Below are 15502 nucleotides of genomic sequence, written 5' to 3' on the forward strand. Positions count from 1 at the left end.
CCGGGCGGGACCCAGTCCAGGAGGATGCGCCCGATGTCCAGCCCCAGCGGATCCGAGCCCGACCACGTCGCCGGGGGTGGTCCGCAGCCCCCGGGCGGCGGGCGGCCGTTCCAGGTGCTCGCCGCCGCCGCCCTCGGCTTCGTCGTCGCGTTCTTCCTGCTCGTCGGGGCGCTGGTCCTGTTCGCGGCGTCCACCGTGTTCGGCGCCCTGAGCGCGGTCTTCGGCGCCCTCTACCTCGCGCTGACCGCACTGAACGTGGTGGGCGGCGTCCAGGCGATCCAGGGCCGGGGCAGCACGCTGCTGAAGATCGCCGGTGGGATCACCGCCGGTCTCGGCGTCATCTCCCTGGCGACCTACCTCGTCCAGGGCAGCTTCGACCTCTCGACGCTGGTGTCGATCCTCATCGGCGCGGCCATCGTCTTCCTGCTGCAGCAGCCGGCGTCCAAGGCGTACTTCGCCGCCCGCGGCACCAGGTAGGGCCCCCACCGCGGGGAGGACCCCGTCCTCGCCACCCCCCGCGAGCTCAGGTCGGGCCCGGAACGAGGCCGTGGCGCCCTGCAGGGCCGACGACGGAGGCCCCCGCCACCGGCCGGCAGCGGGGGCCTCCGTGGCGTGGCCCCGTCCGGGGAGGACGGGGCCCCCGCCTCAGTTGCGGGCGGCGGTCCCGGTGTAGTCGTCGGACGCCGACACCCAGCTCATGAGGCCGCGCAGCTTGCGCCCGGTCTCCTCGATGGGGTGCGCCTCGGCCTCGGCGCGGCGGCGCTTGAAGTCCGGCGCCCCGGCGTCCTGGTCGGCGATGAAGGCCGCGGCCCAGGAGCCGTCCTTGATCGCGGCGAGGACCTCCCGCATCGTCGCCTTGACGTGCTCGTCGACGATCTTCGGGCCGGTGGTGTAGTCGCCGTACTCCGCGGTGTCCGACACCGACCAGCGCTGCTTGGCGATGCCGCCCTCGTACATGAGGTCGACGATCAGCTTCAGCTCGTGCAGGCACTCGAAGTAGGCGATCTCGGGCTGGTAGCCGGCTTCGATGAGGGTCTCGAACCCGGCGGCCACCAGCGCCGACATGCCACCGCAGAGCACCGCCTGCTCGCCGAACAGGTCGGTCTCGGTCTCCTCGGCGAAGGTCGTCTTGATGACGCCGGCCCGGGCGCCGCCGATGGCCTTCGCGTAGGACAGCGCCAGCTGCAGCGCCTGCCCGCTGGCGTCCTGCTCGACGGCGACCAGGCAGGGCACGCCCTTGCCGTTCTCGAACTCTCGGCGGACCAGGTGGCCGGGGCCCTTCGGGGCGACCATGGCGACGTCGACACCCGCCGGGGGCTTGATGTAGCCGAACCGGATGTTGAAGCCGTGGCCGAAGAACAGCGCGTCGCCGTCCTGCAGGTTCGGCTCGACCGACTCCTTGTACAGGTTCCGCTGCACGTGGTCGGGCGCGAGGATCATGATCAGGTCCGCCTCGGCGGCGGCCTCGGCCGGCGTCACGACCCGCAGGCCCTCGGCCTCGGCCTTGGGGCGGCTCTTGCTGCCCTCGGGCAGCCCGACGCGGACGTCGACGCCCGAGTCACGCAGCGACAGGGCGTGCGCGTGCCCCTGGCTGCCGTAGCCCAGGACGGCGACGGTGCGCCCCTGGATGATCGACAGGTCGGCGTCGTCGTCGTAGAAGATCTCGGCGGCCATGTGCGGTGCGGTTCCCTTCGTCGTGCTCTTCGCGGAATGAAGTGCAGTGGGTGGTACGGCTCTGGAGGGTGCTGTTCAGGCGGTGCGCTCGACCGGGCGCAACGTACCGGCGCCCGACATCGACCGCGGCCCCCGCCCCAGCGCGACGGTGCCGGACTGCGCCATCTCCTTGATCCCCAGCGGAGCGAGGACGGCGAGCAGGGCCTGGAGCTTGTCCGGCGTGCCGGTGGCCTCCAGCGTCACGGTGTCGGTGTTGACGTCGATGACGTGGGCGCGGAACAGCTCGGCGGTCTGCAGCACCTGGGTGCGGTCGGCCATGGGGGCGCGGACCTTGACCAGCAGCAGCTCCCGCTGGACGGCACCGGCCGCCTCCAGCTCGACGATCTTGATGACCTCGATGAGCTTGTTCAGCTGCTTGGTGATCTGCTCCAGCGGCTGCGTCTCGGCGTCGACCACGATCGTCATCCGGGACAGGTCGGGGTTCTCGGTCGGCCCGACGGCCAGCGACTCGATGTTGAACGCGCGCCGGCTGAACAGCGCCGAGACCCGGGCGAGGACGCCGGACTTGTTCTCGACCAGGACCGACAGGGTGTGGCGGGTCATGTGGGTGGTGCCTCTCCGTGTGGGCTTGCTGGGCGCGGCCCCGTCCTCCTCGCCCCGGGCCTGCGGGGGGCGAGGAGGACCGAGGGCGAGGAGGACGGGGTCCCTCCGCTAGACCTGGCCGTCGCCGAAGACCGGGCGGATCCCGCGCGCGGCCATGATGTCGTCGTTGCTGGCGCCGGCGGCGACCATCGGCCACACCTGGGCGTCGGAGCCCACGACGAAGTCGATGACGACCGGGGCGTCGTCGATCGCCATGGCCTTCTCGATCACCGCGTCGACGTCGTCCTTGCTCTCGCAGCGCAACCCCACGCACCCGAGCGCCTCGGCCAGGGCGACGAAGTCGGGGATGCGCACCGGCTTGGGCGTGCCGTTCTCGTCGACCGGGTGGAGCTTGGTGTTGGAGTAGCGGCCCTCGTAGAACAGGGTCTGCCACTGCCGCACCATGCCGAGGTTGCCGTTGTTGATGATGGCGACCTTGACCGGGATGCCCTCGATGGCGCAGGTGGCCAGCTCCTGGTTGGTCATCTGGAAGCAGCCGTCGCCGTCGATGGCCCAGACGGTGGTGTCGGGGCGGCCGTACTTGGCGCCCATCGCGGCGGGGACGGCGTAGCCCATCGTCCCGAGGCCGCCGCTGTTGAGCCACGTGCCGGGCTTCTCGTACTTGATGAACTGGGCGGCCCACATCTGGTGCTGGCCCACGCCCGCGGCGTAGATCGCGTCGGGGCCGGCGATGGCGCCCAGCCGCTCGATGACGTACTGCGGGGACAGCGCGCCGTCCTCGGGCCAGTCGTAGCCCAGCGGGTAGGTCTGCCGCCACGAGTCCAGCTGGGCCCACCAGGCGGCGAGGTCCGGGGTGCGCCCGGCCTCGTGCTCGGCGCGCAACGCGGTCACCAGCTCGGCGATCGTCTCCCGCGCGTCGCCGACGATCGGGACGTCGGCCTTGCGGTTCTTGCCGATCTCGGCCGGGTCGATGTCGGCGTGGACGACCAGCGCGTCGGGCGCGAACGTCGACAGCTGGCCGGTCACCCGGTCGTCGAAGCGGGCGCCGAGGGCGACCAGGACGTCGGACTTCTGCAGGGCGGTGACCGCCGCGACGGTGCCGTGCATGCCGGGCATGCCCAGGTGCTGCGGGTTGCTGTCGGGGAAGGCACCGCGGGCCATCAGCGTGGTCACGACAGGGGCACCGGTGAGCTCGGCCAGCTCGGCGAGCTCCGCCGTCGCCTGCGCCTTGAGCACGCCGCCGCCGACGTAGAGCACCGGGCGGCGGGCGCGGGCGATGAGCGCGGCGGCCTCGCGGACCTGCTTGCCGTGCGGGCGGGTCGTCGGCTTGTAGCCGGGCAGGTCCAGCCGCGGCGGCCAGGAGAAGTCCGTCGTGGCCTGCAGGACGTCCTTGGGGATGTCGACCAGGACCGGGCCCGGACGTCCGGTGGCGGCCAGGTGGAACGCCTCGGCGATCCGCTGCGGGATCTCCCGGGCGTCGGTGACCAGGAAGTTGTGCTTGGTGACCGGCATCGTGATGCCGCGGATGTCGGCCTCCTGGAAGGCGTCGGTGCCGATCGCGCCGCTGGGCACCTGGCCGGTGATCGCGACGATCGGGACCGAGTCCATGTAGGCGTCGGCCAGCGGCGTCACCAGGTTGGTCGCGCCGGGGCCGGAGGTGGCCATGCAGACCCCGACCCGCCCGGTGGCCTGCGCGTACCCGGTGGCGGCGTGGCCGGCGCCCTGTTCGTGCCGGACCAGCACGTGCCGGACCTGGGAGTCGAACAGCGGGTCGTAGGCCGGCAGGATCGCCCCGCCCGGGATCCCGAAGACCACCTCGACGCCGACCGCCTCGAGCGAACGGACGAGGCTCTGCGCCCCGGTACAGCCGATGAGCGGCTCGGCGGCGGCCTCGGCCACCGAGCGCGCGGTGGTCTCGACGCCGGCGAGCGCTGCGGCGGCCTCGCGCGTCGCGGACTCGCCGGGGGTGGTGCTGTTCATGGCGTCTCCTGGCAGTGCCCCGGTCAGGGGCGTCGGTTCGGGGGCCGTGCGGTGTGCACCGCGGGTGCCTGCGAGCGCGGGCCGGCCACCGTCCGGGAGTCCAGGGGGCCCGCAAACGAAAGACCCCTCGTGCCTGCGGGCACAGAGGGGTCAGCGCGTCGGTCGGGCGACCGACGCGCTAGGCGACTACGAGCAGCAGGCAGGCCGGGCGCACCCGCACACTGTGCGCCTCGACGCGCCCGCGCGTCAACCACCCCGTCCCACACAGTGGACCGCGAGAGGCTCAGACGTGGGACGGGACCCCGGCGTCGTCGAGCACCGCGGGGTCGAAGCGGTCCAGCAGCGCGGGCAGGTCCGCGGCGGCCACGGGGCGGCCCAGCAGGTACCCCTGCAGGTACCGGCAGCCCAGGGCGCGCAGCGTGGTGAGCTGGCCGGTCGTCTCGACGCCCTCGGCGACGACGTCCATGCCGAGCGTGCGCCCGAGCTCCACGACACTGCTCACGAGCGCGGCGGTGCGCGGGTCGTCCTCGATGTGGGCGACGAACGCCCGGTCCATCTTGAGCACCTGCACCGGCAGCCGGGCCAGCCGCGACAGGCTGGAGTTGCCCTTGCCGAAGTCGTCCAGGGACAGCACGCAACCCATGTCGCGGAGGGTGGCGAGATCGCCGTCCATCCGCTCCCCGGCGCCCATGAGCACCGACTCGGTCAGCTCCAGCATCAGCCGGTGCGCCGGCACCCCGGAGTCGCTCAGCACCGTCGCGACGTCGGCCGCCAGGCACCCGGCCTGCAGGTGCCGGATCGACACGTTGACCCCCAGCTGCAGGTCGTGGCCCGCGGCGAGCAGGGGCGCCAGCGCGGCCGTCGCCTCGGCGAGCACCCACCGCTGCAGCGGCACGATCAGGCCGTCGTCCTCGGCCAGGCCGACGAACTCGTCGGGCGGCACGGTCCCGAGCTCGGGGTGGTCCCAGCGGACGAGGGCCTCGAGCCCGAGCACGCGGCGGTCCGGGACGCCGACCACCGGCTGGTAGACCACCGAGAGCCGGCCGCCGGCGATCGCCGTCGGCAGGTCGCGGGCCAGCCGCGCCCGGCGGTCCACGACCCGGTCCAGCGCCGCACCCGAGGAGCGGACGCGGTTCTTGCCCGCGGCCTTGGCCGCGCGCAGTGCCAGGTCGGCGCGGCGCACCCCCTCGGTGGGCTCCTCGCCCGGGCGCAGGGCGGCGACGCCCACGCTGCCGGACACCCGGAAGACCAGGCCGCCGTCGGTGCCCCCCGCGGGGGACACCGGGCGGTGGTCCCGGTCCAGCAGCACCACCAGCCGCTCGGCCAGCGCCGTGGCCTCCTCGCGCCCGGCGCGCACGAGGACGGCGAACTCGTCGCCGCCCAGCCGCGCCACCACGTCCCCGTCCCGGGCGGCCGCGCGCAGCCGGTCGGCGACCTCGCACAGCAACCGGTCACCGGCGTCGTGCCCCGCGACGTCGTTGACCGCCTTGAAGCCGTCGAGGTCGACCAGCAGCAGGCAGCCGGGGTCGGGCGCGGCGAGCGCCGTGCGCAGCGCGGTCATGAACCGCGCCCGGTTGGGCAGGCCGGTCAGGAAGTCGGTGTAGGCCAGCCGTTCCAGCTCCCGCTGGGTGCCGGTGCGCTCGGTGACGTCGCGCAGGTGCAGCACCAGCCCGTCGTCGTCCCCGGCGCGCGCGGCGCCGCAGACCTCGACGTCCCGCCACTCGCCGTGGCGCGGCCGGAGGCGCACCGTCTCCGGCAGGCCCGGACACGTGCCGGTCCGCACCGCGGCGGCGACGCGGGCGACGACGTCCCGGTCGTCGGGGTGCAGCAGACCGGTCAGCGGCCGGCCGGTGAGGTCCGGCTCGGCCCAGCCCAGCCGCGCCGACACCGGCCCGGAGGCCCAGACGACCCGGTCGGCGCCGTCGAGGACGACGGTGGCGGCGTCCCCGCTGGCGGCCAGCGCGCGGAAGTACCGCTCGGTGCGCCGCAGGCGCCGGGTGACGCGGGCGCCGTCGACCGCCCACAGCCAGGAGCGGACCGCGGTGAGCACGACCAGCACCGCTCCCCCCGCGGCCTCCACACCGGCCAGCGGGCGCCCCGCGAGCACCGTGGCGCACAGGAGGAGCAGGACCCCCGAGGCGGCCACGTGGGCCAGGACGATGCCGCGCAGGGGCAGGGTGGCCGGGTCGTGCTCCGGCGCCTCCGGCTCCCCCGGGTCGGCCGTCACGCCGAGCACCGCGGCGGCGGGCACGGTGAGCCAGGCGACATCGGTGAGCACGGCGGTGGCCGTGCCGCCGAGCGTGCGGGCCAGGGCGCCGCTCACGGCGACCACCGCTGTCGCGGCGAGGGCGACGAGGAACCAGGTGGCGGCCCGCCGCCGCACGCCGGTGGCAGCGGCCAGCGTGACCAGCCCGATGCCGCACAACAGGGCCCCGACCGCGGGGCGACCCACCGGGAGGAGACCGTCGGCCGGCCCGGGCACCGCCGCCGGCAGGTCACCGAGCAGCACCGACCCCAGCACGCCGACGGCGACGACGACGGTGACCCCGTCGACCAGCAGGCGGGAGCCGGGCCGGAGGCCGGCGCGGAGCGGCAGGAACGCCGCGGCGGCGGAGAGCGCGACGGGGACCGCCAGGAGCACCGGCACGTCCTCGACCCCACCGGAGGAGAGGTCCCCGCCGACGGCGCGCAGGGTGGCCAGCACCTGGCCCAGGGCCAGCAGTGCCGTGGCCAGCGCGAGGGCACGCCAGGGCCGACCGGGTCGTCCGGGCAGCCGCGCGGCGCACCGGTCGACGACGACGGCCGCCACGCCGGAGCCCAGCGCCAGGCAGGCCGGGACGAGCCCGGGGGCCGCCGGGGGGCCGGTCAGCTCGAGCAGGGTGGTCGCGCCCGCCAGCCCGCCGAGGAGGACCAGCACCGCCACGACGAGGCCCGGACGGCCGTCCTCGCGGGGGTCGGTGCGCCGGCCGGCCATCAGCGCGAGCCGACGAGGCCGGGCCACAGCTCACCGGCGCCGTCGCACAGCAGTCCGGTGAGCTCCCCCAGCCGCATCGGCCGCGCCAGCAGGAAGCCCTGGGCGAAACCGCAGCCCAGGCCACGCAGGGCACCGAGCTGGGCGGGCGTCTCCACGCCCTCCGCGACCACGTCCAGGCCCAGCGCGCGGCCGATGGTCAGGACCGACTCGCACAGCGCGCGGCTCTTCGGGTCGCGGTCCACCCGTGCGACGAAGGACCGGTCCAGCTTGAGCACGTCGATGGGCAGCCGGGTCAGGTCGGCCAGGGAGAACCGGCCGGCACCGAAGTCGTCGAGCGCCACGTGCACGCCCATGAGCCGCAGCGCCTCGATGTCCACGCCCACGTGGTCGCCGTCGGCGAGCACGGTGGCCTCGGTGATCTCCAGGACCAGCCGCTCGGGCGGCAGCCCGGTGGCGTGCAGCACGGCCGCGACGTCCCCGACGAGGGTCCGCGCGGCGACGTGCGAGGAGGAGATGTTGACGCCGAGCTGCAGGGGCGCGCCCGTGCTCGGCAAGGACACCGCCGCGGTCGCCGCCTGCTCCAGGGCCCAGCGCTGCAGCTCGTCCATGACGCCGGCACGCTCGGCGACGGGCACGAACTCCGCCGGCGGCACGTCACCGAGCTCCGGGTGGCGCCAGCGCAGCAGCGCCTCGACGCCGCTGATCCGCTGCTCCTCCAGCGAGACCACGGGCTGGAACAGGACCGTGAACTCGCCACGTGTCCAGGCACCGGGCAGGTCGTCGCGCAGCCGGTCGCGGCGAGCGGCGGCGCTGCCGAGCGCCGGCCGGTAGCGCAGTGCGGTCCCCGGTCCGGAGACCGCCGCGGCGCGCACGGCCAGCTCGGCGCGGCCGGTCAGCTCCGCGACCGTCGTGCCGGCGGTCAGCTCGACGATGCCGATGCTGGCGGCGAGGTCGAAGATCCCCGCCGGGGTGTCCACCGGCTGCTCGATGACCGACAGGCAGCGGTCCGCGAGCAGGTCGACGGCGTGCGCCGGCCCCTCCACGAGGACGACGAAGGTCGCACCGTCGAGGCGGGCCACCACCTCGGGGCTGCGGACGGTGGCGCGCAGCCGGCGGCCGACCTCGACCAGCACGGTGCTGGCGACGTCGGTGCCGGCGTGCTCGCGCACCCCCTCGAGGCCCTGCAGCTCGACCAGCAGCAGGGTCGTGCAGGGCTCTCCCGGGTCGCCCGCCCGGGCCAGCAGTTGCTCGACGGTCCGCTGCCAGCCGGCCCGGTTGGGCAGGCCGGTGAGCGGGTCGGTGAACGCGACCTGCTCGAGGACGCGTTCCCGCTCCACCCGCTCGGTGGTGTCCCGGCAGTGCAGCACGACGGCACCGACGGAGGCGTCGGTGCGCAGGTCGGAGACGCTGGCCTCCAGGTGCCGCCAGGTGCCGTCGGCGTGCTGCATCCGCAGCGTGGTGGAGCAGGCCGACCGCACCCCGTCGGCGTCCCGGTGCAGCGCCCGGGCCACCGGGAGGACGTCCTCCGGGTGGACGAGCTCGAGCAGGTCCCGGCCGACGACGTCCCGTCCGGCGTCGCCGAGCGTGGTACCGAGCACCGGCGAGGCCCAGGTGACGCGCAGGCCGTCGTCGAGGATGAGCACGGCGTCGCCACTGGACGCCACCAGGGAGCGGAAGTAGGACTCGCTGCGCCGCAGCCGAGCGCCCATGCGCTGCTCGTCCCCCGCGGTCACCCACCGGTGGACGGCGGCCAGGACCGCGCAGAGCAGGACGCCGAGGATCGTCACGGGAGTGGTGCGGCCGCTGGCCAGGGCCGCGACGGTGGTGGCCATCAGCGCGCCGACCATGGCCAGGTGCGGCAGCACCTGACCGAGCTGGGTGGACCGGCCGCCGCCCGGACGGCGGCGGTCGCCGGCCTCGGGACGGGCCTCGCGGTCGGCGAGGGCCGCGGTCGCCAGCAGCGTCAGGCCGACGACGACGAGGAAGCGGGTGAGGTCGGTGAGCCCGGTGGACCCCGAGAGCACCGCCGAGGTGCCCAGCGCGCGGCCGGTGGTCGTCAGTGAGATCCCGGCGAGCAGCGCCAGGGCCATCCGCTGCCGGGAGCTCGGGATGACGCCCACGACCACCAGCGCGGCGGTCACCGTCGAGGTGGTGACCAGGACGGCGGCGGTGAGGACCGCCCCCTCGACCGGCGTCAGGTCGAACCAGCTGTGGTCGGTGCCCAGCACGAGCAGTTGGACGACGAGCGCGCAGGCGGTCCCGAAGAGGGCCACCTCGACAGTCGATCTCGGCCCGCGGCGCAGGCGCTCCCGGTCGACCAGGGTGAGCACGCCGACGGCGACCAGCAGGTAGCCGGGCACGGTGGGGAGCCAGCGCACGAGCGCCTGCTGCATCGGGTCCGCGGGGGCGACCACGGTGACCGCGAGGAAGCCGGCGACCGGCAGGAGCGGTGCGACGGCGATCAGCCGCCACCCGCGCAGGCCGCGCTGCCCCCCGTGGCCGGCACACCCGATGACGGCGGCCACGACGACGCCCATCACGGCGACCGCGACGTCGGCGGCGAACCCCCGGCCGGGCGTGCCGGCGGCCACCGCGCAGGTGCCCGCCGCGAGCACGACACTCGCCAGGAGCACCCACCTCAGCCTGTCCACACCGTGCATGTCGGCACGGGGTGCCGTGCTCCACAGCGGACCGGGGACGGGCTCACCCCTCGGGGTGAGCGACGCTCCCCGGCCCCGACCGGCAGGTCAGGACCGGGGAGTCGGCGTGCGGCTCAGCCGCAGATGGCGCCCTGCGCGGCCGAGCCGACGAGCTTGGCGTACTTGCCGAGGACGCCGGTGGTGTAACGCGGGGCCAGCGGCTGCCAGGTCCGGCGCCGCCGGTCGAGCTCCTCGGCGTCGACCAGGAGGTCGAGGGTGCGGGCGGCGAGGTCCAGCCGGATCGGGTCGCCGTCCTGCACGAGGGCGATCGGCCCGCCGTCGGCGGCCTCGGGCGCGACGTGCCCGACGCACAGCCCCGTCGTCCCACCGGAGAACCGGCCGTCGGTGAGCAGCAGGACGTCCTTGCCCAGGCCCGCGCCCTTGATCGCGCCGGTGACGGCGAGCATCTCGCGCATGCCGGGGCCGCCCTTGGGGCCCTCGTAGCGGATCACCACGACGTCGCCGGCCTTGAGGGTGCCCTCGGTGACCGCGTCCATGGCGCCCTGCTCGCCGTCGAAGACGCGGGCGGTGCCCTCGAAGACGTCGGCGTCGAAGCCGGCGGACTTCACCACGGCGCCGTCCGGGGACAGCGAGCCGCGCAGGATGGTCAGCCCACCCGTCTTGTGGATCGGGTCGTCCATGGCGTGGACGATCGTGCCGTCCAGGTCCGGCGGGGCGATCTCCGCGAGGTTCTCGGCCATCGTCTTGCCGGTCACGGTGAGGACGTCGCCGTGCAGCAGCCCGGCGTCGAGCAGCGCGCGGAGCACGACCGGGACGCCGCCCACGCGGTCGACGTCGGTCATGACGAAGCGGCCGAAGGGCTTGACGTCGGCCAGGTGGGGGGTGCGGTCGCCGATCCGGTTGAAGTCCTCGAGGGTGAGGTCGACCCCGGCCTCGTGCGCGATCGCCAGCAGGTGCAGGACGGCGTTGGTGGAGCCGCCCAGCGCCATGACCACGGTGATCGCGTTCTCGAACGCCTCCCTGGTCATGATCTGACGGGCCGTGATGCCCTTCCGCAGCAGGTTGACCACGGCCTCGCCCGAGGCGATGGCGATGGCGTCGCGGCGGCTGTCGGGAGCCGGCGGGGCGGCGCTGCCGGGCAGGGCCATCCCGAGGGCCTCGGCGACGCTGGCCATGGTGTTGGCGGTGTACATGCCGCCGCAGGAACCCTCGCCCGGGCAGGCCGCCTTCTCGATGGCGTCCAGCTCCTCGCGGCTGATGAGCCCGCGGGCGCAGGCGCCGACGCCCTCGAAGACGTCGATGATCGTCAGGTTGTCCCGGTCCCCGAGCCGTCCGGGCAGGATCGAGCCGGAGTAGACGAAGACGCTGGCGAGGTCCAGCCGGGCGGCGGCCATGAGCATGCCGGGCAGCGACTTGTCGCACCCGGCCAGCAGCACCGAGCCGTCGAGCCGCTCGGCGAACATGACGGTCTCCACCGAGTCGGCGATGACCTCGCGGGACACCAGCGACGCCCGCATGCCCTCGTGGCCCATGGAGATGCCGTCGGAGACCGAGATGGTGCCGAACTCCAGCGGATAGCCGCCGGCGGCGTGCACGCCCTCCTTGGCCCGCTTGGCCAGCCGGTCCAGGGAGAGGTTGCAGGGGGTGATCTCGTTCCAGGACGACGCGACGCCGATCTGCGGCTTCTCCCAGTCCTCGTCGCCCATGCCGACCGCGCGCAGCATGGCGCGGGCGGGGGCCTTGGTGATCCCGTCGGTCACCTCACGGCTGCGGGGCTTGACGTCTGCGGTGGTGGTGGGTCGGTCCTCGACGCTCGTCACGTCCGCCGAGGGTAGGCCGCTCGGGCGCGCTGACAAGGACAGCATCGATACTGGTACCGGCACCACCACCGACCGTCGACCGTCCCGGAGCCGCCCGTGTCGCCGTCCGCCCGCCGTGAGCTGGCCGAGTTCCTACGCTCGCGCCGCCGTCAGGTGGACCCCGGCCAGGCCGGTCTGCCGGCCGGTGGCGCCCGCCGCACGCCGGGGCTGCGCAGGGAGGAGGTCGCGCTGCTGTCCGGGGTGAGCCACACCTGGTACACGTGGCTGGAGCAGGGCCGCGACATCCGCCCGTCCCGTCAGGTGGTCGAGGCGCTGGCCCGCACACTGCGCATGTCCCCGGCCGAACGCGAGTACGTGCTCCGGCTGGCCGGGCACGGCGGGACGGCGCAGCAGGACGCGGCACAGGGCATGCCGGCCCACGTGCAGCGGCTGGTGGACGCGCTCGGCTCCTCCCCGGCGTACGTCATCACCGCCAGCTGGTCGATCGTCGGCTGGAACCGGGCCTACCAGCGGCTCTACCCGGGCGTCGCCGCCGTGCCGGCCGCCGAGCGCAACCTGCTGTGGCTGGTGTTCACCGACCCCGCCGTCCGCGCGCTGCTCGGCGACTGGACCACCGACAGCCGGCGCTTCCTCACCCAGTTCCGCGCCGAGGTGGGTCCCCGCCTCGCCGACCGGGACGTGGTCGACCTGGTCGCACGGCTGGAGGCGGCCAGCCCGCACTTCCGCGCCGGGTGGGCCAGCCACGACGTCGACCGGTTCAGCTCCGGCGAGCGGCGGTTCGAGCACCCCGAGGTCGGCACCCTGGTGCTGGAGCACCACCAGCTCACCCCGGCCGACGCCCCCGGACTGCAACTGGTCGTGTACACCGCGGCCGAGGGCAGTGACGCGGCCGACAAGCTGGCGCGGCTGACCGGCTGACCAGGTCTGGGACACTCGGCAGACGTGGCTGCTCCCGTCCGCATGCGGATGAGCCGGACGGCGTTGCTCCCGGTCGTCCTGCTGTTCCTCTGCGCCGTCCCACTGGCCTCGGCCGCGTCCTGGACTCCGGTCGTCCTTCTCGTGCCCGTCCTCGTCGCCGCCTGGGTGCTGCGGGTCGGCGTGGACGTCGACGACGACGCCATCACGGTGCGCTCCCTCGTCGGGCGGCGCCGGGTGCCGTGGTCGGACCTGTCCGGCATCCGGGTGGGGCGCCGCAACGACCTCTGGCTGGTCACCACCGGCGCCACGGAGGTGCGCCTGCCCGTGCTGCGCGCCCGCGACCTGCCCCGGCTGGCATCCGCCTCCGGCGGTCGCATCCCGGCCCCCTGACGGCCGACGTCGCCGTCGGCCCCGCAGAACCCGTGTGGCCAGGCCCTCAGTAGGCGTCGACGACGTTGACCAGCGGCTCGCCCGCCAGCACGCGGGTCACCTGGTCGACGACGGCGGCCGCCGCCCGCTCGTTGGTCTCCGGCACGTTGCCCGCGACGTGCGGGGTCAGCAGCAGCCCGGGGGCCGACCACAGCGGGTGACCCTCGGGCAGCGGCTCGGGCTCGGTGACGTCGAGCGCCGCCCGCAACCGGCCGGACCGCAGCTCGGCCAGCAGCGCGTCGGTGTCGACGACCACCCCGCGGGCGGCGTTGACCAGCAGCGCGCCGTCGGCCATCGCCGCGAGGAACCCGGCGTCGACCAGGCCGGTCGTGTCGGCCGTGACCGGCACGACGACGACCACGACGTCGGCCTGCGGGAGCAGCCGGGGCAGCTCCGCGGTGCCGTGGACGCCCTCGCGCGCGGTCCGGGCCACGTAGGTCAGCTCGACGTCGAACCCGGCGAGCATCCGCCCGACGGCCCGCCCGATGTCACCCGCGCCGACGACGAGCACCCGCGAACCGGCGAGGGTCGCGAACGCCACCGGGGACCAGCGGCCGGCGTCCTGCTCGCGGACGAAGTGGGGGATCCCCCGCTGGACGGCGAGCACCGCGGCCGCCACCCACTCCGCCGTCGACGGTGTGTGCGCGCCCCGGGCGTTGCACAGCGCGACGCCCTCGGGCAGCCGGCCGACGAACTTCTCCGCGCCGGCGCTGAGCAGCTGCACCAGCCGCAGCCGGGGCAACGCCGCCGCCACCTCCAGGTCGGCTCCCCCACCGCCGCGCGGCACCCACACCTGGGCCCGGGCGGCCTCGCCGCTGGGCACGTCCCCCGGCTCCACCCGGTGCGCGCGCACCCGGGGTGACACCGCCTCCACGGCGGCTGCCAGCGCCCGGGACGGGACGAGCACGTGCAGGGTCTCGTCCGGGCCGACGACGTGCGATCCGGTGATCGGGGTGGTCACGCCCGCCGACCCTAGAAGGACCCCGTCCTCCCCACCCCTCGCAGGCTCGGGCCGGGACCCGGGACGGGGCCAGGAACCCCAGGCGGGACCCCGTCCTCCCCACCCCTCGCAGGCTCGGGCCGGGACCCGGGACGGGGCCAGGAACCCCAGGCGGGACCCCGTCCTCCCCACCCCTCGCAGGCCCGGGCCGGGACCCGGGACGGGGCCAGGAACCCCAGGCGGGACCCCGTCCTCCCCACCCCTCGCAGGCCCGGGCCGGGGCCAGGAGCCCCAGGCGGGACCCGGCACGGGGCTGCCCGGCGCACGTACTGTGCTGGGGGTGAGCCGGTGGCGCGGGAGACGGGGGCCGGGGGCGGCCTGGGCCCTGCTGCTGACCGTCGTCCTGGCCGGGTGCGGCAGCGACGGCTACGAGCCGGCGGGTCCCTTCCGGCCGCTGCCCGAGGACCCTCCGCCGCAGGTGGGCCCGCCCACGGACACCACCCCGCCGCCCGCTCCGGGCGACCCGGCCGACCCGGGCTCCGGCGAGGAGGGCGGCGATCCCAACGTCGTCGCGTCGAACCTCACCGTGCCGACCGGCCTGGTCGTGCTGCCCGACGGCTCGGCGGTCGTCGGCGAGCAGGACAGCGGCCGCCTGCTGCAGGTCTTCCCGGACCGCTCCCCTGCCCGTGAGCTCATGACCGTCGCCGGGATCGACACGGCGGGCGACGGCGGCCTGCTCGGGCTCGCCCTGTCACCGACCTTCGCCGAGGACGGTCTGCTCTACGCCTACGTCTCCACCGCCACCGACAACCGGGTGGTCCGCTTCCCGATCGGGGGGACGCCGAACCCGGTCCTCACGGGTCTGCCCCGCGGTGAGACGCGCAACGGCGGCGGGTTGCTGTTCGGTGCCGACGGGACCCTCTACGTGGGCACCGGCGACACGGGCAACGCGGCCCTCGCCCAGGACCCGGCCTCACCTGGCGGCAAGGTGCTGCACGTCGACGTCTTCGGCCAGCCGGTCGGCGACGGGCTGGTGTACAGCAGTGGGCACGGCAACGTCACGGCCCTCTGCACCGACGGTGCCGAGACCGTGTTCGCGACCGACGAGGCGGTCGACGGCCCGGACGCTCTCGACCGGGTCACCCAGGGCGGGGACGCCGGCTGGCCGCAGCCCGGGCCGGGCAGCCAGCGGCCGGTGGTGGAGGTCCCCGCGCCCGAGGGCGGGCTGGGCGGCTGCGCGGTGTCCGGCCGGACCGTCTTCCTCGGCGCCCTCGACGGCCAGCGGGTCCACGCGGTCCAGCTGGACGCCGGTGGCGCCCCCGTCGAGGAGCCCACCGACTTCCTCGCCGAGCGCTACGGCCGGCTGCGGACCGTCGTCCTCGACGCCGACGGCGCGCTCTGGATCACCACGTCCAACCGCGACGGCATCGGCACCCCCGTGGAGGAGGACGACCGGGTGCTGCGGGTGCTCCCGCCCGGTGGATCGGCCGACTCCCCGCTCTGA

At 75.2% G+C, this 15502-nt stretch carries 11 protein-coding genes; 4 read left to right on the forward strand and 7 right to left on the reverse strand.

From position 1 onward, the window contains the following. The first annotated feature begins 33 nt into the window (after positions 1 to 33). Positions 34 to 477, forward strand: coding sequence for a hypothetical protein (locus ACI78V_RS07315; RefSeq protein ID WP_456850166.1), 444 nt, complete (start codon positions 34 to 36; stop codon positions 475 to 477). Positions 478 to 645: 168 nt separating this feature from the next. Here ACI78V_RS07315 and ilvC read toward each other — a convergent pair whose 3' ends face one another. The 6 genes from ilvC to ilvD all read right to left on the reverse strand — a co-directional run bounded on the left by ilvC (position 646) and on the right by ilvD (position 11711). Continuing rightward, positions 646 to 1674 (reverse strand): ketol-acid reductoisomerase, encoded by a 1029-nt coding sequence (gene ilvC / locus ACI78V_RS07320; RefSeq protein ID WP_456850167.1) that lies wholly within the window; start codon positions 1672 to 1674, stop codon positions 646 to 648. A 75-nt stretch (positions 1675 to 1749) separates the two neighbouring features. Then, positions 1750 to 2277: an acetolactate synthase small subunit gene (gene ilvN / locus ACI78V_RS07325; RefSeq protein ID WP_456850168.1), complete on the reverse strand. Its 528-nt coding sequence runs from the start codon at positions 2275 to 2277 to the stop codon at positions 1750 to 1752. 108 nt (positions 2278 to 2385) lie between these two features. Next, entirely contained in the window at positions 2386 to 4257 is a 1872-nt protein-coding gene (locus ACI78V_RS07330) for an acetolactate synthase large subunit (protein WP_456850169.1), read from the reverse strand. A 283-nt stretch (positions 4258 to 4540) separates the two neighbouring features. Beyond that, positions 4541 to 7231 carry a putative bifunctional diguanylate cyclase/phosphodiesterase gene (locus tag ACI78V_RS07335; RefSeq protein ID WP_456850170.1) on the reverse strand — a complete coding sequence of 897 codons (2691 nt, stop codon included), beginning with the start codon at positions 7229 to 7231 and terminating at the stop codon, positions 4541 to 4543. Further along, on the reverse strand, positions 7231 to 9864 hold the full coding sequence (locus ACI78V_RS07340) for a putative bifunctional diguanylate cyclase/phosphodiesterase (RefSeq protein ID WP_456850171.1): 2634 nt from the start codon (positions 9862 to 9864) through the stop codon (positions 7231 to 7233). The genes ACI78V_RS07335 and ACI78V_RS07340 overlap by 1 nt, the downstream gene beginning before the upstream one ends. Positions 9865 to 10004: 140 nt before the next feature. Next, positions 10005 to 11711 carry a dihydroxy-acid dehydratase gene (gene ilvD, locus ACI78V_RS07345; protein ID WP_456850172.1) on the reverse strand — a complete coding sequence of 569 codons (1707 nt, stop codon included), beginning with the start codon at positions 11709 to 11711 and terminating at the stop codon, positions 10005 to 10007. Between the two features lie 96 nt (positions 11712 to 11807). Between ilvD and ACI78V_RS07350 the strand changes: the two genes are divergently transcribed. After that, on the forward strand, positions 11808 to 12629 hold the full coding sequence (locus ACI78V_RS07350) for a helix-turn-helix transcriptional regulator (RefSeq protein ID WP_456850173.1): 822 nt from the start codon (positions 11808 to 11810) through the stop codon (positions 12627 to 12629). A gap of 24 nt (positions 12630 to 12653) precedes the next feature. Continuing rightward, positions 12654 to 13019, forward strand: a complete 366-nt coding sequence (locus ACI78V_RS07355) for a PH domain-containing protein (protein WP_456850174.1) — start codon at positions 12654 to 12656, stop codon at positions 13017 to 13019. Positions 13020 to 13065: 46 nt separating this feature from the next. On the opposite strand, the gene ACI78V_RS07360 is transcribed toward ACI78V_RS07355, so the two are convergent. Beyond that, positions 13066 to 14019, reverse strand: coding sequence for a 2-hydroxyacid dehydrogenase (locus tag ACI78V_RS07360; protein WP_456850175.1), 954 nt, complete (start codon positions 14017 to 14019; stop codon positions 13066 to 13068). A 319-nt stretch (positions 14020 to 14338) separates the two neighbouring features. On the opposite strand from ACI78V_RS07360, the gene ACI78V_RS07365 reads away from it, so the two are divergent. After that, the gene (locus ACI78V_RS07365) at positions 14339 to 15502 is read left to right on the forward strand and encodes a PQQ-dependent sugar dehydrogenase (RefSeq protein WP_456850176.1); all 1164 of its coding nucleotides are present in this window, start codon (positions 14339 to 14341) and stop codon (positions 15500 to 15502) included.

It is taken from the genome of Geodermatophilus sp. SYSU D00742, assembly GCF_054049935.1.